Here is a 22,246-nt window from a genome sequence, read left to right as displayed (position 1 = left end):
AAACAAGATGCGTATAAATACCCTCATCGGTCTTTTCCTCAAAGCTGAATTGAACTGTTTGGCCTACATTGTAATTGCCAAGAAACTAGATAGAGCTTTATAGTTTCTCTAATAGGAAACTCCCTACATTTCTCTCCATTTGGATTTATTCAATAGGTATCGTTGAGGTGTACGTTAGGGTCAGCTATAACTTCTTTCATCTTCAAGGGCTTCTGTGGAGTCCTGCACTAAAGGTAAAAGGTGTATCCATCAGCAGAAGTTGCTCACTGCCAGCAAACGATGAATGAGGGAACCCGATACCCCCTGTAGGGGGATTAAAATGCAGGTCGAACAGTCTTATATCATAGCTGCGACCATTGAGCGAAAGAGACGCTATTACAGGCATAGAATTATTTATTTTTGTCATTATTGCAAAGATAGTATTTTCTTTTTGAAAATCAATATAAATATAAGATTTCTTTTTAAGAAAATACCTATTTGTTTTGTGCTCAATGAAGTCTTTACACAAAGCTCCCAATGCCGCTATATTCTCGCCGACATAGAGAATTGTTCTTGAGGACACATGTAAAGGAATAGCAGATTAAGGAATATAAAACAAGGCAAACTCTACCTTTCTTCGTTTCTCCAGCCCTTTCAAGACCTTTCCCTTGTATCTGCAGAACGAAACATACTCACGATAGATATTTCTGTTTCCTGCCTCAATTTTTCGCAGCAACCTACTTTTGGGGTACTTGCCATAACCAAGCAATCTCCCCACGCCCACATTATAGGCAAGTAGGCTGAGTAGCAGCGCATCCTTACCATACCCCTTGAAGTGTTCAAAGCATTTCCAAAGGTCGGCACGGAGCAGGGAGTCTGCCTGCCGTTCCGTCATATCCGCCGTAAAACGCTCTTCTGGTTGCAACTGATGCCCATACCCAACATACGGATAATTCTTCCAGCCGTGCATACCCTCAAAGTATTTTACTACGACTACTGCACGCTCAAAAGGTGGCAAGTCTGCCAGCCGCACCCTGCGCTGGGCAAGGGTCGGCTGACAGAACAGGCAGAATACACAAAGTAAAATGAAAGAATTTATCGTTCGCATCAATTATGGTCTTAGTGGCGAGAAGATGCAGGCTTCTTGCCCTCTTCTCGCTTGTTGTTAAAACTAAAGTTTAGCTGCTGAACCCTGCCGAAACTATCCTCCACATACACGTCAATCGTCTGACGGTCGGTGGAGAGCGAGGTGTAGTATAAGCGGAACACTTCCTTTGTCAGCGGATAGCGGTCATTCGGCTTAAAGACAGTGCCGTTGTCATTTTTTAGCAAGCCTTTGCCGTCAGACTGGAAATAACGTATCGTATAGCGAGTGTCGGCAAACTCACCACCTCGTTTGAGCGTGCAGCGTATCTCAGCCGTCTGCCCCCTTATGATGTCCTTCTGAACCGGCATTGTCTCCACCGTAAACGGATAAGACTGCTGAACATCCAAATCCCTATCACAAGCAGATAGGCAAAACACGGCAAGGGTCAGCACCCCCATTACCCAAATCGTATTCAATATCTTCTTCATCTTTTCTTCTACTTAAAAGTTAAACCTTAGTCCTACTGAAACAGCCGGACGGAAACGATGCACGTCCGAGCCAAAGAGGAAACGTCCCTGCGCCTTTACAAGAAAGAGAACTCTGTCTGTTAGAAACACTTCCACCGAGCCATGCACGGCACCGCCATAGACGAAGCGGGAACGGTCGAGCAACGTTGCCCCATCGGGTAGCAGCCTTTTATCCTCGTTCAGCTGCTCATAGCCAGCCAAAGTGGATATGCCCCCATAGAGAAACACGTTCTTTCCTCTATCAGAAAGAACAGGGTGCATATAGCCCACCTGTAAGAGAGCATCCTTGAGTTTTACGTTATAACTTCTGTACGGCATATTCTGCTGTTCATACTCTGCCATAACAAAGGTATAGTTCTCACGACCCAGATAGCGGGTGAGTGATGCTCCCATGCCGAAATTGTCAGCAGCAAGGAACTTTTCTCCTTTGATAAGCGGAACACTTCCTACGACCTCTACGCCCCTTTGCTTGGGTATCAGTCGCTGTGCCTGCGATGGCAGACTGAAAGTCATGGCCACCGCAACGCATACTGTCAGAATGATATTGCTCTTCTTCATTACCATTTCAGTTTGAGGTTATCAATCTTCTTTGCTATCTGCAGGTCTTCTGCCGTTACATAAAAGGTCAGTGTACGACCGCCATTTCTCTCATAGAGTGTCACTTCAAGCTGCTTATCTTCTGCAAGAGAAAACTGTTCGAGTGCAAACACAGTATGTTCACTACCCATGCCACGCACCTGCATCACCTGATGATAGGCGCGAAGTGGCTGCAATACATGTTCTTGTATGGCGGTGCGCTTTGCCATCTTCTTATCTACAACCTTAAAGGTGATAAAATCCACAGAGTACGGCATGTTTGTACCGTTTTCCATACGAGTGTGGAAATACAGCAAGCCATTATGGGCATACAATCCACGAAGCAGGAACTTCATACCGAACTGCTGTGCACCGATATGTTTAATGCAGCGTCTGTCGTTCTGATAGATAGTCTGCATCATCAGTTTTACTAATACGGGCAACTCGTTGCCAAGTTCCTTAAAGTAAATGTCAGAGCGATTGCTCGGCAGCCTGCCTTCTGTTGTAGAGAGAAAGTCTTTCATCTCGATACTTAACTTTTCCGGTTCATCGGCATATTTTACATTAAAAGCGTAAAATGAACCGTCCTCACAGATAACGCTCATATTGGTTTCCGTCTCAAAGTCCTTCACGGCAGCCTTTACACGTAGTACGTTCTCTGCATCCTCCGCCTTCCCTGCGATGATGTTCTGCGAACCTAAGTCTACATAGCGGATGGCAGAAGGGAAGATAAGATGCACGGTCTTGTCAAATGTAACGTCAAGACCATACGGCAGTACGACACGCCCCGTTGGTATGGCACGGCTCATACCTTGAAAGAGTTCGCCCGAAGTAAGCGGACGGCTCGGTGTCAGACCATCATTGTTTTCCTGTGCTGTGGCAGTTGCTCCCACCATGGCAAGCATAGCCATTGATAAAATAATTTTCTTCATTGTTCCTTTTTTATTTGATGTTATTTTTACTTATCATTTTCGATTGTTTCATTTGGACTGAACCAAGAAAAGGCGGTAGCCACCCTTGAGCGTTACCTTGATGGTGCGAAGTTTCTTCTGAAGCAGCTGACTTGCACCCTGCATCACCCCACGGGCAGCCTCGGAGATAATCTGGTCCTTGGCAGAGGAAGCGAAGGTAAAGGATGTTCCCATTGAACCGCCGATGTTCGCCCCGACTTCCTTAAGCGCATTGATGTCCTCCGAACCAGGTATATACACACCCTCCTGCCCATCTGTGTCGTATGCCGAGAGCTTGACGGCTATGATATGCCCGTCCATCTCAATGCTTTTGATAAGCAGGTGCATACGGTTACCCTCAATCTTAGCGACGGCTATGAGTCGACTTTGCCGTGGAATACGCAAGCCCTGCACTTTGGCACTTTCAAGCAGACGGAGCACGACATTATCGCCCTCCTTGAGCGTCGTTGTCCTGTCCACCACCACTTTGAGTGTGTTGCGCTTCGTGGGTGCAGCCGTGCTTGCGAGCGAGTGAAAGCCCAAGTTGCGTGCTTTCGTGCCATACTCCTTGATGAAGTCAGCATCGCTCATCGGCTGCCCCAGTGAGGACACTACCTGTTTGCGTTCCGCCAAGATTTCCATTGCAGGCAAGTCGGCCGAACCTTCGTTTGCATTATTGCTCATGCGCAGCCCTTTGTCCGTAGCCTTTTGCCCTTTGCCCTCGGCAAAGTCATTACCCAAAGATCGTGCAGCTGCAGAAGCTTTGGGGAGATACTTCGCTGCCATCTGATAGCTCTTTTCCATCAAGGCAAGCTGTCGTTTCTCCTCGTCGTCCTCCCTACTATCCTTTTGGGATAGCTCTTTTTTGAGGTTGTCTATCTCCGAACGCAAAGCCTCACGTTCCTGCTCGTGTGGGTCGGGAGCGTAAAAGGAGTTCAAGAGCCGATTATTCTCTTCATAGCGATGCATGGAGTTTTCTATCTTTGCCGTAGAAGCAGCTGTCTCTGCACGTTCCGTCTCTGATGGAGCGGTGTTCTGTGCAAAATAGTCCGATAGCCTGCCCATCTCCTCGTGGGTCTGTTCCTCCTCGTGTGCCTTGTCGCCCAATTCGTAGGCTTTGAGCTTGTTCTCCGTCAGTTTTTCCGTCGTTGCCTGCGGGATGCTGTCATTGAGTCCCTGCTCCGCTGCAGTCTTATCCTTGCCCGAAGGCGCGAAGATAAACCACATCGAGAGGGCAAACAGCAGTCCCAGTCCTCCGAAGACCAAGCCTTTCTTCATTTGTTCTTTCTGTTTATTATCCATTTTCCTTGATTGTTTGATGATGTTGTAGGTAAAAATTGCCGTGTAACTCATGTAAAGTGCTGTCCGTCCGTATCGGACTGTCCGTCAGCTTTCCCGTGGGGATGGGTAGTTTCTCCTTCTTTGGAGGAAGGAAGAACTGCGCTATCATCCAAAGCGAGCAGAGCAGATAGATGAAGCTCAGTCCATAGACGATTTCCTTTCTCTGCCGTATCGTGAGCCGTTCACACCGATGGCGGAGCCACAGGTGAAAGCGCAGATATTGACGTGAGAGTAAAAAGTTTCTTTTCTTTGCCATAGCCTTATCGTTTATAAGTCTGTATGTCCCTGTTCTCCTTAACGAGGAAGTTCTCCATCAGGAAGCCTTGCGGGTTGTTGTCCGAACGGACAGAGTTCTGCAGCGTGCAGGTCGTGACAAGACTGCGCTCCGTGACGTTGCTCTGACGGACGATAAACTCCCGTGCATAGGTCGTTACCGCATAAGGGTAAGTATTAAAGTTGCAGTGAATAGAGTCCACCTCTATGCGCTGGTTGACATTGCCCGATATGGCACGGTTATAATAGCCCTTCTCTGCCAAGTCCTTGTAATAGTTGAAAGCCGACTTGTCGCACAGCACGAAGGCACGCTCCATATTCTTCTCAATGGCATCCTTGTCGGGCGCGATGGTGAAGAACAGCTCGTGGAAGCGACGTACATGCTCACGTGCCTCTACGGGACGGTTTCGGCTTGCATCCTGACTGAGGGCAAGCATGAGCGACTTGCCTTGGTCAAGCACATAGATTTTCTCCCGTTGCTCCTTGGCGAAGCCGTACGAGGTATAGAGGGCATAACCGCTCACCGCCACGCAGACAATGGCAAAGACAAAGGCATAAAGTCTTATCTGCCTGAATGAGGTCTCGATATTGTTAAGTGATTTGAATTCCATTTCTTTTTCCTTTTATAGCTGTTGATTTATTAAGCATTGTTGCTCCATTTCTACTTTCCTTTGAGCAGTGCACCCTTGATACGTCCACCGACATTGCCGATGACCGACCCGGCACCTGCCGCGGCATATCTTCCGCCCGTGTAGGCACTTTGTGCACCGCGCTGTGCAGCCTGATTGACATTGCGGCCGTAAGAGCCGATACCGCCTCCTGCTTCGATAATCCAGCCTGCAACGGTGGGAACGCAGAAGTAACCCACGATGCCGATGAGGAAGAAGATGATGTAGTACCACGTCCCCGCGTCTGGCAGGTAGTTGGGATCGCTGAGCGCCTCGATGTCCTTCTGTACCATCAGCACCTGTATTTTTGTAAGCAGTGCCGTAAGAATAGAGCTAACAGGCAGCCACAGATAGACAGAGATATAGCGTGAGAACCATGCCGTAAGTGAGCCTGAAAGACCATCCCATACGGCAATGCCGAAGACTATCGGACCGAGAATGGCAAGGACGATGAGTATGAAGGTGCGCAGCGTGTCAATGATAAGCCCTGCAGCATGGAACAGAAGTTCTAAAAGGTCGTGTACCATCTTCATAATCCATTGCTTGGTCTGATAGGCAGCACGCTCGGCATACATACCCGCTATCGTCACAGCATCTTCAGGTCCGATGATGCCCATCTCCTCAATCTTCTCATCGAACTTATCGTTGGAGACAAGGTAGGCTGTTTCAGGATTTCTAAGGTAGGCTTCCTCTTGCAACTTGTCTCGCTTGGCAGTAAGCTCGGCAAGGTTCCCCTCCTGCTGGTGTACCATCATCTCCGTTCCCTGCACTACGGGCGAGAGAACGGCATTCATCGTACCTAGTACGACTGTCGGAAAGAACATGATGCAAAAGCCCAGCACGAAGGGACGGAGAAGGGGAAAGACGTCTATCGCCTCGGCACGGGCAATGGAAGCCCATACCCGAAGGGCTATATAAAAGAGTGCGCCCAAGCCCGCAATACCCTTGGCAATGCCTGTCATCTGGGCGCAGAGCGGCATCATCTCTTCATAGGTTGAGTGGAGCAGCTCGTGTAAACTGGCAAAATCCATAAGCAAGTGTGTTTTATGAAAGTTCTTTCAAGTTCTTTTTTAGTCTGTGGATTTACCAATACCTGCTTGCCGTATTACCATAGAGAGCCTTGACAGAGGCAAGGTTATTCTTCTCACGGGCACGGACGTAACTTACGGAGATGTTTTTCCTTGTGTAGTACGATACGAGCGAGCGGTTTTCCCTGAGCGTGGTATAAATACGGTCGATGGCCTGCATACGCTCGTGGTCGTTCATCGAGAGGACACCCGACTTGACGATGGACTTGAGTTCCTTGAGACTCTCCCCACTCTGCTCCAAAAGCTTGGCATAGCCCGAAGCCATCGCAGCGAGTTCCGAAGGGCGGAAGTTCTTGTCCGAGAGCATCTTCTTATACGAGGTGACGTAAATCTCCGAGATGTCGCCCACCATCAGGATGCACTCCTTGACCTTGTAGGCATCTCCGATGAGGTTGTTCACCTTCTTGAGGGCGTCATAATACTTCTTGGTGTCGTTGTAGAGTTTTTCCACTTCCTTGAATCCGTCCAAGGTGTTCTTCACCGTCTTGGAGGCGGTGGCTATCTCCTTGACCGAATTGACGATGTTGCCGGCGAAGTTACCGGGATCGGTCACCACCCACTGTGCGTGAGCCTTTCCGCTGAATAAAAGGACGGAGCCCATCAGCAGCATTAAAATTCTTGTTCTCATTGTTCTTTTTGTTTATGATGTGAATACTATGTTTGTCTGAATGTCCACTAAGGGATGTCTATTCAGCTTGCTGTTATAGGGATAAGTTGGACAAGTTAGTCCAAGTATTTGGACACGACAGTCTAATTGATTGGACACGTTTGTCCAATTGTTTATCCACGTTTGGAGCATTATTTGTCTACGTTTGACTAAACCAATACATTCTTTACATGTCTTGTCCGATTAACGATTTCGTGCAGCCCGTTTCTCTTGTGCAAGCTGACGAATAGCCGTTTCGATGTCTCCACCGAGCTGTGCTGCCCTGTTCATCACCTCCACCTTCTCGGTTTCCTCCGTGGTGTAGGTCAGGTATTCCTCCATGCTCACCTCCGTGGCGTAGACGGCACTCTGCATACCGCCCAGCCCTATCCACACCTCCTTGTAGAGTCGGTTTGGGTCGTTGTTCTGATTGATGGAGAGAATTTGACTCTTTTCCTTTTCAGACAAGCCGAGCATCGCCTGTATGCCGTCGAACTTGGTCATGTACTTGCGCTGGTCAAGCAGTATCTTGCAGTCGGAGTTGTTGATGATACTTTCCTTGACAATGGGCGACTGGATGATATCGTCCACTTCCTGCGTTACGACAATAGCTTCACCGAAATACTTTCTGACCGTCTTATACAAGTACTTGATATAGTCCGCCATGTTTGCCGAGGCAATCGCTTTCCACGCTTCCTCAATGAGTATCATCTTGCGGATACCCTTTAATCGGCGCATCTTGTTGATGAAAGCTTCCATAATGATAATCGTTACCACAGGAAAGAGGTCTTTGTTGTCCTTCACTTGGTCAATTTCAAAGACGATGAAGCGTTTGGAGAGCAGGTCGATGTTCTTGTCCGAGTTCAAAAGGAAATCGTAACGTCCCCCTCGATAGTATTGCTTGAGGGTTGTCAGGAGATTGTTGATATTGAAGTCCGAGAGTGTTACCTTGATGTCCCGTTTCTCCATATCCTTGCGATAGACGTCTCGCAGGTATTCATAGAAAGTATTAAAACAGGGCGTAACACTATGGTCTGCACATATCAGCTCGATGTACGAGTTCACGGCAGAGCCAAGTTCGCCCGCCTCGGTCTTGGTGATATGCTCATCGGCACTTTTCCAGAGCGTAAGCAACAGCGTGCATATACTCTCCCTCTTTTCCACATCGAAGAAATAGTCGTCGGTGTAGAAGGGATTAAAGGAAATCGGGCTTTCATTTGTGTAGGTGAAATAAACCCCATCTTCGCCTTTGGTCTTGCGGTGGATGAGTTCGCACAATCCCTGATACGAGTTTCCTGTATCGACCAAGAGGACGTGCGCCCCTTGCTCGTAATACTGACGTACCATGTGGTTGGTAAAGAAAGACTTACCACTGCCCGAAGGTCCCAAGATAAACTTGTTACGGTTGGTGATGACTCCCTTTTTCATCGGCAAATCCGATATATCCAGATGAACAGGTTTTCCCGACAGGCGGTCTGCCATCTTGATACCGAAGGGTGATAGCGAGTCCTTATAGTTGGTCTCTGCCGTAAAGAAGCAGAGAGCAGGCTCGATAAAAGTATAGAATGACTCTTCTGCAGGAAAGTCTGCCGCATTGCCGGGTATGCCCGCCCAGTAGAGCGTTGCCGCATCAATGGTATTGTGACGTGGGTGGCATTCCATAAGAGCAAGTGCAGAGCCCACGTCATTCTTGATCTGGCGAAGCTCTTCCTTATCGCTGCTCCATGCCAGCACGTTGAAGTGGGCACGGATGGAGGTCAGTCCCTGTGAGTGGGCGATATTGAGATACTCCTGTATCCATTCCTCGTTGATTTGGTTGCTACGGCTGTAGCGTGCCAGCGAGTGCATGTTCCTTGCCTGCTTTTCAAAGCGTTCCAAGTTGGCGTCGCTGTCCTCAATGAAGAGGTACTGGTTATAGATATGGTTGCAGGGCAACATCAGACCCACGGGAGAGGCAAAGGAAAGACGGCAGTCGCTCCTGTCGGTGGATAACCGTTCATATCGGCTGTCCGTGCTGACCGTTGTCGGCAGGTCATCCGTATCAGAAAGCGTATGCAGGCACAGGCGATTGTCGCCCACACGCACAAGGTCTGCGCCCAGACGGATGTCCTCCAACGAGGCGTGTCCTTCTTCCGAGAGGGAGAAATAACGGTCCAAGAGACCGCCCTTTTCATTTGTGCCAACCAACTCTTCTTCAGTCATGCGGACAATCCTTATCTGCTCGGTATCGTTGATGATACGCTCGAACTGGTCTACGGCTTCCATAAACTTCATCACTTCATCCTTGTTGGTAATCTCTTTTGGTAGCAGATGTCCACGGCAGAGAGAGGAAAAATTGCTCTGTTGTGCCATACGCTGCTTGTTCGTCTTGATTAAAAACAAGTAAACGGAATGGTGGAGATAAGGACGCTCGTTGAAGTGCCGTTCAGAGGAACGGGCAAGGAAGCTCAGTCCGCCATCGGAGAGCTTTCCTTGATAGTCCTCCTTAATGAACCAGTCCTGCTTGTGTACTATGCTGTAATTGGGTAGCACCTTGATTGCCTTATGCCAGGCAGAGTGCATTGCTTCGTATTCTGTAGAAGTGACGGTAAAGAGTTCTGGCAATTCCACACGGAAAGCCACCGTGATATCAGCGTCCTTGCTCACCATACAGCCCTGCTCTACGGAGAGCAGCGGAAACTTAGATTCCAAGGTGGTTATCTTGCTTTTATTTCTCATTTCTTCGCTTTCTTTGGTTGAAGGTTACGGATAAGGTGGCAGACCGTACGGCGGTTCACAAGGTAGCGTGGGTGCATCCTTACCGCTCCTTTCTTCATCAGTCCGTATTGCCCGTACTTTCTGTTCATGGTGAACGTTTGCCATACCACAAAGCTGGCACCCACTACACCTATGACAAGACAGGTAATTTGGCTGACTCCACAGAGATAGAGAATGACCACAAGAATAAAGACTGCCAGCAAGCCTCCTGCAAAGAGGAAGAGGTACTGCGCCTTCAAGCCCTTGAATTCCACCGTCCGGCCTACACCCTTGTTGATTTCAAATGCTGCCATCGCTTTACAGGAAGAAACTTCTCAAGATTGTAGCAGCCACGATAAGGAAGATACACGCACCGAACCAAGAGGCTGCGGTCTTGCTCGTATCGGGGTCGCCACTTGAGAACTTGTTATAGACTTTTATTCCTCCTATCAGACCTACTACGGCTCCGATAGCATAGATAAGCTTTGTGCCAGGATCAAAATAGCTTGTTACCATCTTTGTGGCTTCATTGATACCCGCCATGCCGTTGCCTTGTGCGTATGCTCCTACGGCGGTAGCCGTCAGCAGGGACAGCAGCATCATGATTTTCTTTTTGTTGTTCATTGTTCTTTTTATTTTATGTTGTTAAATGAATTGTTTTCTTTTAGATAGAGGTGGTAAGGGGTGGCTCGGTTTTATCGTATGACAGATATAGTTTGATTGTTTTACTTTTGAGCCACCCCTCGAACACTGTACAATATGAAAAAAACACTAGTTTTACAGATAGTATGAAAGTGGACGCTCGTCATCTTCCGAAGCATCGCTGTTGCTGCTCTCTACGTTTGAGTCTGTTTCAGAATCAGGAGAAGAGCTTATATTACTTTCCTCTAATTCCGCTTCCTCCGCTTTGCGAATGGCAGCAAGTAGCTTTTGATGGTCTTTCTCCTGCTTGAGCGTTGCCTCCTTAATGTAGTCCATGAGCTGTGTGCCTCGTATGCTTTGCAGCATATCCTGCACCTCCGTTTCGTTTTCCTCATTGAGTGCATCGTCATTCCTGTGCCAGCCGTTTATACGGGACAAGTCCCTTGTAAGAATTGCCGATGGTGAGACTTCGGGTAAAGAATCGTCTGCAATCTGCAGTTCTTCACGGATGATAGTGTCTTCGTCCGACTCGTCCATCGTGTAGTCAACCTGCATTTCATTGTCCTCTTCCTTTTCATCCGTATGTTCGGGTGCGGATTGAGGTGTAACAGTTGACTCTGTTTCATCTTCCTTGCGTACATTTTGCGTCGCAAAGGTACTGGGATTATCGGCTGAATTTTCAGACGAGGAAACAGCGGGAATTTCGGGGACAGACGGGGAAGTAAAGGGTTTACTCCTGCCCACCAAAACGTGCCTGGCATGTTCTACCTGTTCTTTTGTGACAATAGGCTTTCCTGTGGTTTCATCCACAGATTTGGGGACTGGTCGTAAGCAGATTTTCCAGAGGTATGCGATACCTAAAAGTAGCCATATCACACCCAAGAAAAGGAGAATATCTAATAGAATTGTTTCCATTACTTACAGTGTTACGGTGGTTTTACTTCTCTGTTTATCGGCTGCATCATTGATTAGATTCTGATGTTCCCGTAAATGTTCACGCAGGATATTCTCTATGTAGGAAGTCATAGACACACGCTGATTCAAATCATGTAGAATATTGCGAAGCACCTGCAAGGTTTCGACATTCATGGTAAAGGCTGTTTTCCTTGGAAAGCGTGAAGTATGAAGAAAACGATTGCGATAATCTTCAAAACTATTGTAGTCCGAATGTACGGAAGGGGAAGAAGTATCTTCTTCTGATAATACTACCTCTGCTGTTTCCTCCATGGTTTCCACAACAGGTTTTTCCATAGAAGACAAAAGCCTGTCCAAGCGAATACAGAAATAGACAATGCTGATAAGCATCCAGATAATCCCCATGAGGAGAAATGTATCCAATAACAATGTTTTTATCATAAATTAAGTGTTTGATTACGTTTATACTGTGCCGCTGTCTTGTTCAGCATGGCTTGGTTTTCTTTCAAATGCTCAAGAAGGATATTTTCAATGTAGGCAGTGAGGGTCGTCTTTGCACGGACATCCCGAAGGACATCTCTGAGCAACTGCAAGACCTCACTGTTAATGGTGAATCCGGATTTACCATTACTGCATTGAGAATGGCTAAGGTAGCGTTCACGATATTCCTCAAAAGAGAGTTTGGCAGACAGGGCATCTTCCCTGCTTCCTTTGTCTTTATTTTTTTTAGCCCGTAAAGGTTCTGCTGTCTGTTCTGCTGCAGAAGTCCTTGCAACAGGTTCTTCTTCTTTCGCTTCTTGCAGTTCATCCGATTGGAGTTTTTCCAAATCACGCTCAAGCTCTGTGGGCCGGTCATAAAAGGGGGATTCTTCCGGAGAACGTTCCTGTACACCGTAATTGCCCATCTCCTTGAGTTTGCTCCGGAGGACTTTCTTTCGTTCTTCACTAATGGCGGTCATAGGCTATCCGGAATGAGATGGCATTTTTCGATTACTTCCTCCACCCACAAGTCTATACCAGTAGGAAGGCGTAAGGTAAGTGCCGGAGGTAAGTAAGAACTGCGGAAGACACCCTTCACGCCACCTAACTCCAATTCCCTGGAGAATCTCACGGAATGGTATATGCGGGCATCAAATATACTGATGTCCTCTTCCTTTGCATATTGTGTGTAATAGTCCATAACGATGGAACTGGCGCTACGGTTGATTTTGTTCCATAGTAAGAACAGGTCACGGATACGGGCATCGCTAAGTCCGACTCCCAAGTCCCTGATGGTCCTGGCATAGGCAAAGCTGGACACCAAAGATTGGGGATCCGCCTCTATAGGGGTGATGATATAGTCCATGTCTATGGAGAGTTGGAGCAAATCCTCGGTTGAAGCATGACCGGGAAAATCAAAAATTACGAGGTTTACCTTTATATCATGCGTCCTGATGTATTCGTTCACATATTTAATGACGTTTTTCGGTGTCGAGCGAATAATGGGATAGGCATGTTTCCCAAACTTGGTGAAGAAATCCTTCATCTGTTTAGAAATGGTTTCACTTCCCTCTATCACGCGGCGTTCTCTCTGCCTCAACTTGAAGAACGACTCTTGCGTTCCGTCACAATCTACGACAAGAAGAGATATTCCTTTTTCGTAATATAGAATGGACGCGAGGATTTCGGCAAGGCTACTCTTGCCAACCCCTCCTTTTTGTGATGCGAAGCCCAGATAGACGGGCTGATTTTTAACTTTCTGCTTCATCGTTGTTGAATATTGTATGATTAACTCTATTGTTACTTTCTTACAGACCGAGTTCAGTCAGTCGGATAGACAGTGAGTTGGTAGATAGGTATCGAGCCTTGAACTGACAGAATTTTTAACTGAGTGTCATAATTACTTTTTGACTGACTGATCTATAGACTTTATTACCGTCTGTCCAACTTCCCGAAAAACTCTTTAGCTGAGTTTTGTCGGTCGGTAGATGAGTTGATAAATTGGTACGTTTTGACCTAAATCCACTGCAAAATAAGTCAGTAATTTAGTTATTTCCAACCCTTGGGGAAATGCAGGGAAATGAAAGGAAAAAGAGTGAATATCATTGATAATGAGTTATTTGAAAATCCGCCGTAACTTTGCAGGCGAGAATAATACATGGAGGTATACTCTTAGAAACAGACACCCCATAAGGGTGGATGCTTCAATCGTATCAACTCTTAATATTGGCAAGGTGTGTCTTTGTAACACAAACCGCAGTTTGTACCACAAAAAACCTTGCCCCGAAGGGGGAAATGAATTACTCCAAAGTCGTAATTAAGAAAACAGAACGGATATGAAAAAGGAAACGGAACATAGTTCAGGACGAAAGGTAGCAGAAAAGCCACGTTGGGACAACTGGCATGTACGGTTGCCCAACCCGAAAGACCAGCAACGAGCGATTGATCTCTTTCAGCGTTCAGGTGCGGAAACCAAGTCGGATTTTGTGCGTGGTCGTATCCTTGGAGAGAGTTTCAAAGTGATTACGGTGGACAAATCTGCCGTGGAATATTACCGAAAGCTCTCAGAACTGACGACGCAAATCCATAAGATTGGCGTGCTGTATAACCAAGCCGTGCGTGCCATCAACAGCTATCACAGCATAAAGACTGCACAGATTATGCTTGAAAAATTAGAAAATTTGTCGGCTCAAATTATCACCTTACAGGAGCAGGCTATCAGTCTGACCATAGACTACCGCAAGAAATGATTGCCAAGATTTCTGCAACGGAGAACCTTGGAGGGGCACTCGGCTATAACTTCAAAAAGGTGGAGAAAGGGGAAGCAAGCATTCTCCTTGCCGCTGAGTTGTATCAGGACAAGGAGGGATATTATACGATGGAGGAGGTGTTTGCAGATATGGAAGCATTGATACCCAAGAAATGCCGTACCAAGAAAACGGTGTTCCATTGCTCCCTCAATCCTCACCCGGACGAGATACTATCCGATGAAACACTCACACGGATTGCCAAGGAGTATATGGAGGCACTGGGTTATGGCAACCAGCCTTATATCGCGTTCAAGCATAATGACATCGCCCGTGAGCATATCCACATCGTGTCGCTTCGAGTGGATAGCAAAGGACGAAAGATAAACGATAAGTTTGAGAAACGGCGAAGCAAGCAGATTACCGATGTCTTAGAGAGGAAATATAACCTTATTCCGAGTTCAAAGGTCAATGATAAGGAGGAAGCAGAAATGCCCAAGGTGGATATTGGTAAAGGAAACATCAGAGAGCAGGTGGCAATCGTTCTTCTCATGGTGCTTAAGCATTACCGCTTCTGTTCCTTGGGCGAACTGAATGCCGTTCTTTCCGCATACAACCTTACCGTGGAAGAAGTGAAGACGGAGTTTCGGGGAAGAAAATACGATGGGCTTGTCTATGTCCCGACTGACGACAAGGGCTACAAAATAAGCACACCCATCCATGCCTCGGACATTGGTCGTGGTATGGGCTATACTGCTGTACAGAACAGGATACAGAAATCAAAGCAAGCTATTAAGCCACTGATACCGGCAATAAGACACAGGATATTGGAAGTGATGTGTTCTTCTCCTCAAACAGAGAAGGCCCTACAACAAAGATTGGAAGAACAAGGCTTGCGTGCAGTAATCCGAAAGAACGAAAGCGGGCGCATCTATGGCATCACATTCATTGACGATAAAGTGGGCGTTGTACTCAATGGCTCACGATTGGGCAAGGGATATGCCGCCAATGTATTCAACACCTATTTCTCTAATCCAACGCATAACCCATTCTTGGACAAGACGCTGTATGGCAGTCCTTCTGTCTGTTTGGAACAATCGGCAACTGTCCAGCCTTTACAATCCAATGCAGAGGAGGGTGATAACCTTGTCGATGAACTCATAGAGGATATGGTGGGGGACTCTTTCGTATCTACGGGCAACGATGATTGGAAAGAAGCGGCTTGGCAGCGTAAACTTCGCAGGCAAAGCAAAGTCAACCTCAGACGGAGGAAAAGATAGGTAAGGTATTTCAAACTTTGTTTGAGCAACATTCAAATGCAATTCAAATAACGATAATACAACAAATATAAAAGCAATACGATTATGGCACAAGAAGATGATTTAAGAGCATTGGGTAAAGTTATGGACTTTATGCGGGGCATATCGGTGATATTCCTCCTTATCAACTGTTATTGGTTCTGCTACGAGGCATTTCAGCAGTGGCACTTCACACTTGGTATCATCAATAAGATACTGATAAATTTCCAGCGAACGACGGGATTGTTTTCTTCCATTCTTTGGACGAAACTTTTTTGTGTGGTGTTCCTTGCCCTTTCCTGCTTGGGGACAAAAGGCGTAAAGGAAGAGAAAATCACGTGGCCGAAGATTTGGACGGTGCTTTTCTCCGGATTTGTCTTTTTCTTTCTCAATTGGTGGCTGTTGGCATTGCCCATAGGTAAGATGGGGGCGGCTTCGCTCTATATCTTTACGCTTTCCGTTGGCTATATCTGCCTGCTGATGGGTGGCGTATGGATGAGCCGACTACTCAAAAACAACCTGATGGACGATGTTTTCAATACAGAGAACGAGAGTTTTATGCAGGAAACTCGGTTGATGGAGAATGAATACTCTGTCAATCTTCCTACACGCTTCTACTATAAGAAGAAGTGGAACAATGGTTGGATTAACGTAGTCAATCCGTTCCGTGCCTCAATGGTGCTCGGTACACCGGGTTCTGGTAAGTCCTACGCTATCGTGAACAACTACATCAAGCAGCAGATAGAGAAAGGCTTTGCCATGTACATCTACGACTACAAGTTCCCAGACCTTTCCGAGATAGCCTATAATCACCTACTCCAGCATTTGGACGCTTACAAGGTAAAACCACAGTTCTATGTGATAAACTTTGACGACCCTCGCAAGTCGCACCGTTGCACTCCCATCAATCCAGCCTTTATGACGGATATATCGGATGCCTATGAGAGTGCCTATACGATTATGCTCAATCTCAACCGCTCGTGGATTCAGAAGCAGGGAGACTTCTTCGTGGAGTCACCGATTATCTTGCTGGCTGCCATCATCTGGTTTCTGAAAATCTATGAGGACGGGAAGTATTGCACCTTTCCCCATGCCATCGAATTTCTCAACCGTCCCTACGCACAGATATTCCCGATACTTACTTCCTACGATGGACTTGCCAACTACCTTTCTCCTTTTATGGACGCATGGGAGGGTGGAGCACAGGACCAGTTGCAGGGACAGATCGCCAGTGCCAAGATACCGCTATCACGCATGATTTCGCCGGCTCTTTATTGGGTGATGACGGGTGATGATTTCTCACTTGACATCAACAATCCTGATGAGCCGAAAGTCCTTGTTGTGGGCAACAACCCTGATCGACAGAATATCTATTCGGCTGCACTCGGACTTTACAACAGCCGTATCGTGAAGCTCATCAACAAGAAGAAACAACTCAAATCCTCGGTTATTATAGACGAGCTGCCTACCATTTATTTTCGTGGACTTGATAATTTGATTGCCACAGCCCGAAGTAATAAAGTAGCAGTGTGTCTGGGCTTTCAGGACTTTTCGCAGTTAACCCGTGACTATGGAGACAAAGAAAGCAAGGTGATTCAAAATACGGTGGGAAATGTTTTTTCCGGGCAGGTAGTCGGTGAGACGGCTAAGACGCTTTCCGAACGGTTTGGTAAGGTACTTCAGCAACGACAGTCCATGACCATCAACCGCAACGACAAATCCACCTCTATCTCCACACAGATGGACAGCCTTATCCCTGCAAGCAAAATCAGTAATCTCACACAGGGTATGTTTGTGGGTGCGGTGTCCGACAACTTTGACGAGCGTATCGAGCAGAAGATTTTCCATGCTGAGATTGTGGTGGATAGTGCCAAGGTATCTGCAGAAACAAAGACCTACGAACCTATTCCTACGATTGCAGACTTTACAAACGAAGATGGCTCCGACAATCTCAAAGAGACCATAGAAGCCAACTATAAACGTGTCAAACAAGAGATTCTCTTACTTGTGGAATCGGAGAAGGAACGCATCAAGGCCGACCCGGCTCTTGCCCATTTGAACAAGGAGTAGACTATTTACCAAATTATATCTCCAACTATTTTCCATAAGAAATTTCCAGAAGATTGCAGCTTCTAAAAACCTATAGTTTGAATTAACACATGACATCACTCTCTTTTTCATACAAGACCTTGCCACATATTTGCAAGAGAACTACAATGAGTTGTTTTTCTGACTATTCAACAGTAAACAATACCGTTCCATATTCCCCAAGAATGAATACCGAACCAAGTGCCCTATAATGATAGCTTACAGTAATATTTTGTGTGCAGTATTACCGATATGTACAATGTAAATACCCCTTGATGGCATTTGCAGGGTGTGTGAAGCTGTGAGATAACCTTGCTCTATCATTGTGCCTCCCATGCTGTAAATTGCATAACGAACAGGAGAAGCGGGCATGTTAGGAAATTCGATGACGAGCTTGCCGTTTTTTCCATACACCTTGCATTGGTCGCCATTATCCACCTTGGGCGAAACTATTCCGGTTGGGAACTTATCTGTTTCAATGATATTCGTGAAGTAGTTCCAGCCAAAAGCCTGCCGATACTTTTCTCCCGAACCGATGGGAACGTAGACGGGAATGTCATTGGGAGTATATCCGTCAAAGGGACCATCTCCCGGATTAACCAGTGGATGCTCAGCACAAATGGGCGGTATTGGTGACATGGAATAAATCTTTTGTAGGGAAGTCAAGTCGTTAAAGGCTCCTCCTCCGATATATTCTATGGTAGTCGGAAAAACGATGGAGTCAAGGGCACAATAGCTGAAAGCATCCCAATCGATCCATTTAATCTCCGGCGGGAGATTGGTTTTAAGTTCATAACACCATTGAAACGCACCGCTATTAATTTTTATCACGGATTTTGGAATTTCTATTTTTTCTAACTTTGAGCATAAACCACATAATCTTTGAGGGATTTCTGCAAGTCCTTCAGGCAAGACAACTCTCTTTAATCTCTTGTTGTCAGAAAAAGCTGCATTTCCTATCCTTTTCACAGTATTTGGCAGTACTATCTCTGTAAGATGCGTACCATATATGGCAGAATATCCGATACTATCTAAGCCTTCGGGGAAATTCATCTCTTTCACCCTCGCATAATAGAAAGCAAGCATATCAATGGTTTTAAGCGAAGAGGGGAGAACAATTTTCTTGAGATTATCGCACCACTGAAAACATCGGACAGGGATTTCCTCAATTCCCTCGGGGATTATCAAGGGATTTACCGCGAGCCATTTATCATCCTCAAAACAACTTTCCCCCAACTTTCTCAACGAAGAAGGGATATTGATAGTCCTCAATGTCAATCCTAAAAATGCACAGAATCCGAACTCCGTAATATCATCGGGAAGGATAATGCGACGGATGTCCAAATAGCGCCCGGAAGTGTACCAATCCCAATCGACAAACCCAGAATCAGGAATCTTGTTGTTTTCAACCTGTGCATATTGCAGATTGATAATGCGCAATGCTCCGTCTCTCGCAGAATGAACCATTGTCTTAAAGTCTGCAGCATTGATTGGTCCGTGCACAATCAACGAATCTATCTTGTCCCATTTCTCACCCAAGACCTGCTCCAACTCTCCATACCTGCTCACATTAGCATCGAAGAAATTGACCTGCCCCCATATCTTTTGTGAATAGGCAAATATAAGAGGCAGTAACAAAAGTATTATTCTTTTCATATCTGCAATGTATTTAAATGAAAACCAACTTAATTCCTGTTTCTTATGATGCTAGACTTACAAGAATATTTTATGTGTGGTATTTCCAACACGTACAATATAGACACCCTTTGAAGGCATTTTTAATGTATAAGACTTTGTAAGGTTGCCTTGCTCTATCATAGTTCCCTTTGTACTGTAAATGGAATAATGAATAGGCGATGAGAGCAAATTAGGAATTTCTATTATGAGTTCGTTGTCTTTCCCATATACCTTACATAGTTCGTTGTTGCCCATCTTAGGCGACATTATTCCGGTTGGGAACTTATCTGTTTCAATGATGTTCGTGAAGTAGTTCCAGCCGAAAGCCTGCCGATATTTTTCTCCCGAACCGATGGGAACATAGAGAGGAATACCGTTCGGCGTATATCCGTGAAATGGTCCTTTACCGGGATTAGCTCTGTCTTCTGCACAATAAGGAGGAATTGGTGCAAGAGAATATATCTTCTTTATGTATTTCCAATTTGCACAACTTCCTCCACCCAAATATTCCAACGAAGCAGGGAAAACGATGGAATCAATTGCACAGTACCAAAGAGCATCCTGCTCTATGCGTTTTAATCCCTCGGGCAAGTCTATCGGTTTGAGTTTTACATCGCTTCCAAAAGCATCAACCTCTATTACTGTAACACTCTTGGGGATATTTACTTCTTCCAATAAATGACACCAAGAAGCAAAGCCAAGGGGGATCTTGGTAACACCCTCGGGTATTTTGATTTCTTGTAATTTAGGACACATAGAAAAAGTGAACTCAGATAGATCCTTGAGAGTGCTTGGCAATATTGCTTTTTTTAAGTCAGAACCCTCAAAAGCCAACCCTTTGATATACTCCAATCCCTCCGGAAAGTTTGCCTCTTCCACTCTCGTGTTATAGAAAGCTGCGCCTTCGATGGTTTTAAGTGTAGAGGGCAACACTAATTTCTTGAAGCATTGGCAATTTATAAAGCATTGTGGTGGAATAGACGTGATCCCATCCGGGATAATCAAAGGATCGGTACTCAGCCAATGGCAACTTGAAAAACATGAACGGCCCAACTTCCTTAGGCTCTTAGGAAGGTTCACTTGTTCTAATCTCATTCGCGAGAAAGCAAAGTCTCCTATTTCCTGAATACCCTCAGGAAGGATCAGATGACGTATTGGCAGATAAACAACTCCTTGATACGCTCTCGGGTCATCAATAACCTGCCTATCAACCTTAAAAAGTGCACGCGTAGGTATCTTATTATTTTCTATTTGCGCATATTCCAGGTTCAGCACAGTAAGTTTCCCCTCAAAGCTGCATTTCCACATCGTTGTGAAATCAGCTTCATTGATTGGTCCATGTACGATTAATGAATCGATTTTGTCCCATTTTTCCCCCAAGACCTGTTCCAACTCTCCATACTTGCTCACGTGGGCATCAAAGAAATTGACTTGTCCCCACATCTTTTGAGAATAAGCAAATAAAAGAGGCAGTAACAAAAGTATTATTCTTTTCATACTCTCAATGTTTTATGTCTTAAATATAATTGAAACAGACTTATCTTTTTTTTATAATACAAAAACTACATAAGTATCTTGTATACAGCATTGCCGACATGTACAATGTAAGTATCTCTTGATGGCATTTGCAGGGTGTATGAAGCTGTGAGATAGCCTTGTTCTATCATTGTGCCTCCTATGCTGTAAACAGAATACCGAACAGGGGAAGCGGGCACGTTAGGAAGCTCGATGAAAAGCTTTCCGTCTTTCCCATATACCTTACAAGGCTCGTTGTTGCCCATCTTAGGCGAAACGATTCCGGTTGGAAACTTGTCCGTCTCGATGATATTCGTGAAGTAATTCCAGCCGAAAGCCTGACGATATTTTTCTCCCGAACCGATGGGAACGTACACTGGTATATCGTTGGGGGTAAAGCCATGAAAAGGTCCTTTCCCTGGGTTTGTCAAGTCCTCTGCACAGAATGGTGGGTTAGGGGATTGAGAATATATCTTTTTAATATATTTCCAATATGCACTACTTCCTCCACCTAAATACTCAAGTGAGGCTGGAAAAACAATTGAGTCAAATGCACAATACCAAAAGGCTTCTTGTCCTATGTATGTCAAACCATTTGGTAGTTTGATGTTTTTTAGCATATAATTTGCATCAAAGGAACTTGTTCCGATCTTTTTTATAGTATTAGGAATATCAACTCTCTCTAAAGAATCATCATAGGCAGCAAAATAATCTGGAATATAATCAATATATTCATTTTCTGGAATATGTATATAGCGCAATCTGTCACACATAGAGAAAGTGAGTGATGCTATTTTAGTTATAGAATTAGGTAAGTCTGCTATCTTTAAATCAGAACCATAAAATGCACCATCACCGATACTGTCCAAACCTTCAGGGAAATTAACTTCAGCTACTCTTGTATTATAGAAACAGTCGTCCGAAATAATTTTCAGTGAGGTTGGCAATGTTATTTTGTCAAAACATTGGCAATTCATAAAACATCTAGCAGGAAGTTCTGTCACCCCTTCAGGTATCACGGGATTGGTCTTGAACCAATGGCAATTGCCGAAAGCAGATCGTCCTATTTTTCTAAGATTTCGTGGAAAATTTATCTCTTCTAATTTCATCTTCATAAAAGCATATTTGCCGATTTCCTCAAGATTGCCAGGAAGGATAATTTTTCGAATATTCAAATGCACAGAAATCGTTGCATCCTGTTTTTCATAGTTAAATAGTGCACAATCTGGAATTTTTCGTCCTTCGATCTGAGTATCCTCCAAGTTCAACACCGTGAGTTTTCCCTCAAAACTACATTTCCACATGATTTTGAAATCGTCTTCATTAATCGGACCGTGCACGACCAGCGAATCTATCTTGTCCCATTTCTCACCCAAGACTCGTTCCAGCTCTCCATACTTGCTCACATTAGCATCAAAGAAAGAGACTTGTCCATACATCTTTTGTGAATAGCACAATACAAAAGTGATCAATAGAAGTATTATTCTTTTCATATCTGCAATGTATTTAAATGA

General features: G+C 45.4%; 23 protein-coding genes. 3 read left to right on the top strand and 20 right to left on the bottom strand.

The genetic code is table 11. The annotated features are described in order from the left end of the window. Positions 1 to 202 precede the first annotated feature (202 nt). From GCWU000325_RS12080 to GCWU000325_RS09675, 17 genes are all read right to left on the bottom strand, one after another. Complete coding sequence (locus GCWU000325_RS12080) at positions 203 to 385, bottom strand: hypothetical protein (RefSeq protein WP_154646640.1); 183 nt, start codon at positions 383 to 385, stop codon at positions 203 to 205. 195 nt (positions 386 to 580) lie between these two features. After that, on the bottom strand, positions 581 to 1,087 hold the full coding sequence (locus GCWU000325_RS09745) for a glycoside hydrolase family protein (RefSeq protein WP_006256413.1): 507 nt from the start codon (positions 1,085 to 1,087) through the stop codon (positions 581 to 583). Positions 1,088 to 1,098: 11 nt separating this feature from the next. Continuing rightward, complete coding sequence (locus GCWU000325_RS09740; RefSeq protein WP_006256412.1) at positions 1,099 to 1,554, bottom strand: DUF3872 domain-containing protein; 456 nt, start codon at positions 1,552 to 1,554, stop codon at positions 1,099 to 1,101. 12 nt (positions 1,555 to 1,566) lie between these two features. After that, positions 1,567 to 2,157, bottom strand: a complete 591-nt coding sequence (locus GCWU000325_RS09735) for a conjugal transfer protein TraO (protein WP_006256411.1) — start codon at positions 2,155 to 2,157, stop codon at positions 1,567 to 1,569. Beyond that, entirely contained in the window at positions 2,151 to 3,101 is a 951-nt protein-coding gene (gene traN, locus GCWU000325_RS09730; RefSeq protein ID WP_006256410.1) for a conjugative transposon protein TraN, read from the bottom strand. Before traN ends, GCWU000325_RS09735 begins: the two co-directional genes overlap by 7 nt. Positions 3,102 to 3,149: 48 nt before the next feature. Continuing rightward, a complete protein-coding gene (traM, locus tag GCWU000325_RS09725) occupies positions 3,150 to 4,421 on the bottom strand; it encodes a conjugative transposon protein TraM (RefSeq protein WP_006256409.1) in 1,272 nt (423 codons plus the stop codon). After that, complete coding sequence (locus GCWU000325_RS11695; protein WP_006256408.1) at positions 4,414 to 4,716, bottom strand: hypothetical protein; 303 nt, start codon at positions 4,714 to 4,716, stop codon at positions 4,414 to 4,416. The genes traM and GCWU000325_RS11695 overlap by 8 nt, the downstream gene beginning before the upstream one ends. Before the next feature lie 4 nt (positions 4,717 to 4,720). After that, positions 4,721 to 5,344 carry a conjugative transposon protein TraK gene (traK, locus tag GCWU000325_RS09720; protein ID WP_006256407.1) on the bottom strand — a complete coding sequence of 208 codons (624 nt, stop codon included), beginning with the start codon at positions 5,342 to 5,344 and terminating at the stop codon, positions 4,721 to 4,723. A 50-nt stretch (positions 5,345 to 5,394) separates the two neighbouring features. Further along, positions 5,395 to 6,432, bottom strand: a complete 1,038-nt coding sequence (gene traJ / locus GCWU000325_RS09715) for a conjugative transposon protein TraJ (RefSeq protein ID WP_006256406.1) — start codon at positions 6,430 to 6,432, stop codon at positions 5,395 to 5,397. 52 nt (positions 6,433 to 6,484) lie between these two features. Continuing rightward, positions 6,485 to 7,117 carry a DUF4141 domain-containing protein gene (locus GCWU000325_RS09710; RefSeq protein WP_040599621.1) on the bottom strand — a complete coding sequence of 211 codons (633 nt, stop codon included), beginning with the start codon at positions 7,115 to 7,117 and terminating at the stop codon, positions 6,485 to 6,487. 222 nt (positions 7,118 to 7,339) lie between these two features. Beyond that, a complete protein-coding gene (locus GCWU000325_RS09705) occupies positions 7,340 to 9,853 on the bottom strand; it encodes a TraG family conjugative transposon ATPase (RefSeq protein WP_006256404.1) in 2,514 nt (837 codons plus the stop codon). Then, entirely contained in the window at positions 9,850 to 10,185 is a 336-nt protein-coding gene (locus GCWU000325_RS09700; protein ID WP_006256403.1) for a DUF4133 domain-containing protein, read from the bottom strand. The genes GCWU000325_RS09705 and GCWU000325_RS09700 overlap by 4 nt, the downstream gene beginning before the upstream one ends. Before the next feature lie 4 nt (positions 10,186 to 10,189). Beyond that, positions 10,190 to 10,495: a DUF4134 domain-containing protein gene (locus GCWU000325_RS09695; protein ID WP_006256402.1), complete on the bottom strand. Its 306-nt coding sequence runs from the start codon at positions 10,493 to 10,495 to the stop codon at positions 10,190 to 10,192. A gap of 153 nt (positions 10,496 to 10,648) precedes the next feature. After that, entirely contained in the window at positions 10,649 to 11,428 is a 780-nt protein-coding gene (locus tag GCWU000325_RS09690) for a hypothetical protein (RefSeq protein WP_006256401.1), read from the bottom strand. A 3-nt stretch (positions 11,429 to 11,431) separates the two neighbouring features. Further along, positions 11,432 to 11,869, bottom strand: coding sequence for a DUF3408 domain-containing protein (locus tag GCWU000325_RS09685; protein ID WP_006256400.1), 438 nt, complete (start codon positions 11,867 to 11,869; stop codon positions 11,432 to 11,434). Continuing rightward, entirely contained in the window at positions 11,866 to 12,387 is a 522-nt protein-coding gene (locus tag GCWU000325_RS09680) for a DUF3408 domain-containing protein (RefSeq protein ID WP_006256399.1), read from the bottom strand. The genes GCWU000325_RS09685 and GCWU000325_RS09680 overlap by 4 nt, the downstream gene beginning before the upstream one ends. Next, on the bottom strand, positions 12,384 to 13,175 hold the full coding sequence (locus GCWU000325_RS09675; RefSeq protein WP_006256398.1) for a ParA family protein: 792 nt from the start codon (positions 13,173 to 13,175) through the stop codon (positions 12,384 to 12,386). Before GCWU000325_RS09675 ends, GCWU000325_RS09680 begins: the two co-directional genes overlap by 4 nt. 568 nt (positions 13,176 to 13,743) lie before the next feature. On the opposite strand from GCWU000325_RS09675, the gene GCWU000325_RS09670 reads away from it, so the two are divergent. From GCWU000325_RS09670 to mobC, 3 genes are all read left to right on the top strand, one after another. Further along, positions 13,744 to 14,157, top strand: coding sequence for a plasmid mobilization protein (locus GCWU000325_RS09670; RefSeq protein WP_006256397.1), 414 nt, complete (start codon positions 13,744 to 13,746; stop codon positions 14,155 to 14,157). Then, positions 14,154 to 15,434, top strand: a complete 1,281-nt coding sequence (mobB, locus tag GCWU000325_RS09665; RefSeq protein ID WP_006256396.1) for a conjugal transfer protein MobB — start codon at positions 14,154 to 14,156, stop codon at positions 15,432 to 15,434. Before GCWU000325_RS09670 ends, mobB begins: the two co-directional genes overlap by 4 nt. A gap of 84 nt (positions 15,435 to 15,518) precedes the next feature. Further along, on the top strand, positions 15,519 to 17,522 hold the full coding sequence (gene mobC / locus GCWU000325_RS09660) for a conjugal transfer protein MobC (protein ID WP_006256395.1): 2,004 nt from the start codon (positions 15,519 to 15,521) through the stop codon (positions 17,520 to 17,522). A 237-nt stretch (positions 17,523 to 17,759) separates the two neighbouring features. Here mobC and GCWU000325_RS09655 read toward each other — a convergent pair whose 3' ends face one another. The 3 genes from GCWU000325_RS09655 to GCWU000325_RS09645 form a co-directional block, all read right to left on the bottom strand. Beyond that, complete coding sequence (locus tag GCWU000325_RS09655; protein ID WP_006256394.1) at positions 17,760 to 19,196, bottom strand: leucine-rich repeat domain-containing protein; 1,437 nt, start codon at positions 19,194 to 19,196, stop codon at positions 17,760 to 17,762. A 57-nt stretch (positions 19,197 to 19,253) separates the two neighbouring features. Beyond that, a complete protein-coding gene (locus GCWU000325_RS09650; RefSeq protein ID WP_006256393.1) occupies positions 19,254 to 20,714 on the bottom strand; it encodes a leucine-rich repeat domain-containing protein in 1,461 nt (486 codons plus the stop codon). Positions 20,715 to 20,779: 65 nt separating this feature from the next. Continuing rightward, positions 20,780 to 22,225: a leucine-rich repeat domain-containing protein gene (locus tag GCWU000325_RS09645; RefSeq protein WP_006256392.1), complete on the bottom strand. Its 1,446-nt coding sequence runs from the start codon at positions 22,223 to 22,225 to the stop codon at positions 20,780 to 20,782. Between the last annotated feature and the right edge of the window lie 21 nt (positions 22,226 to 22,246).

The sequence above is a fragment of the Alloprevotella tannerae ATCC 51259 genome, assembly GCF_000159995.1.
GTDB classification, from domain to species: domain Bacteria; phylum Bacteroidota; class Bacteroidia; order Bacteroidales; family Bacteroidaceae; genus Alloprevotella; species Alloprevotella tannerae.
This window is presented reverse-complemented; position numbering and strand designations above follow the sequence as displayed.

Excerpts from the sequence above, each read along its gene's own strand:
- GCWU000325_RS12080 (WP_154646640.1), bottom strand. The coding sequence starts at position 385 with ATGCCTGTAATAGCGTCTCTTTCGCTCAATGGTCGCAGCTATGATATA.
- GCWU000325_RS09745 (WP_006256413.1), bottom strand. The coding sequence starts at position 1,087 with ATGCGAACGATAAATTCTTTCATTTTACTTTGTGTATTCTGCCTGTTC.
- GCWU000325_RS09740 (WP_006256412.1), bottom strand. The coding sequence starts at position 1,554 with ATGAAGAAGATATTGAATACGATTTGGGTAATGGGGGTGCTGACCCTT.
- GCWU000325_RS09735 (WP_006256411.1), bottom strand. The coding sequence starts at position 2,157 with ATGGTAATGAAGAAGAGCAATATCATTCTGACAGTATGCGTTGCGGTG.
- traN (WP_006256410.1), bottom strand. The coding sequence starts at position 3,101 with ATGAAGAAAATTATTTTATCAATGGCTATGCTTGCCATGGTGGGAGCA.
- traM (WP_006256409.1), bottom strand. The coding sequence starts at position 4,421 with ATGGATAATAAACAGAAAGAACAAATGAAGAAAGGCTTGGTCTTCGGA.
- GCWU000325_RS11695 (WP_006256408.1), bottom strand. The coding sequence starts at position 4,716 with ATGGCAAAGAAAAGAAACTTTTTACTCTCACGTCAATATCTGCGCTTT.
- traK (WP_006256407.1), bottom strand. The coding sequence starts at position 5,344 with ATGGAATTCAAATCACTTAACAATATCGAGACCTCATTCAGGCAGATA.
- traJ (WP_006256406.1), bottom strand. The coding sequence starts at position 6,432 with ATGGATTTTGCCAGTTTACACGAGCTGCTCCACTCAACCTATGAAGAG.
- GCWU000325_RS09710 (WP_040599621.1), bottom strand. The coding sequence starts at position 7,117 with ATGAGAACAAGAATTTTAATGCTGCTGATGGGCTCCGTCCTTTTATTC.
- GCWU000325_RS09705 (WP_006256404.1), bottom strand. The coding sequence starts at position 9,853 with ATGAGAAATAAAAGCAAGATAACCACCTTGGAATCTAAGTTTCCGCTG.
- GCWU000325_RS09700 (WP_006256403.1), bottom strand. The coding sequence starts at position 10,185 with ATGGCAGCATTTGAAATCAACAAGGGTGTAGGCCGGACGGTGGAATTC.
- GCWU000325_RS09695 (WP_006256402.1), bottom strand. The coding sequence starts at position 10,495 with ATGAACAACAAAAAGAAAATCATGATGCTGCTGTCCCTGCTGACGGCT.
- GCWU000325_RS09690 (WP_006256401.1), bottom strand. The coding sequence starts at position 11,428 with ATGGAAACAATTCTATTAGATATTCTCCTTTTCTTGGGTGTGATATGG.
- GCWU000325_RS09685 (WP_006256400.1), bottom strand. The coding sequence starts at position 11,869 with ATGATAAAAACATTGTTATTGGATACATTTCTCCTCATGGGGATTATC.
- GCWU000325_RS09680 (WP_006256399.1), bottom strand. The coding sequence starts at position 12,387 with ATGACCGCCATTAGTGAAGAACGAAAGAAAGTCCTCCGGAGCAAACTC.
- GCWU000325_RS09675 (WP_006256398.1), bottom strand. The coding sequence starts at position 13,175 with ATGAAGCAGAAAGTTAAAAATCAGCCCGTCTATCTGGGCTTCGCATCA.
- GCWU000325_RS09670 (WP_006256397.1), top strand. The coding sequence starts at position 13,744 with ATGAAAAAGGAAACGGAACATAGTTCAGGACGAAAGGTAGCAGAAAAG.
- mobB (WP_006256396.1), top strand. The coding sequence starts at position 14,154 with ATGATTGCCAAGATTTCTGCAACGGAGAACCTTGGAGGGGCACTCGGC.
- mobC (WP_006256395.1), top strand. The coding sequence starts at position 15,519 with ATGGCACAAGAAGATGATTTAAGAGCATTGGGTAAAGTTATGGACTTT.
- GCWU000325_RS09655 (WP_006256394.1), bottom strand. The coding sequence starts at position 19,196 with ATGAAAAGAATAATACTTTTGTTACTGCCTCTTATATTTGCCTATTCA.
- GCWU000325_RS09650 (WP_006256393.1), bottom strand. The coding sequence starts at position 20,714 with ATGAAAAGAATAATACTTTTGTTACTGCCTCTTTTATTTGCTTATTCT.
- GCWU000325_RS09645 (WP_006256392.1), bottom strand. The coding sequence starts at position 22,225 with ATGAAAAGAATAATACTTCTATTGATCACTTTTGTATTGTGCTATTCA.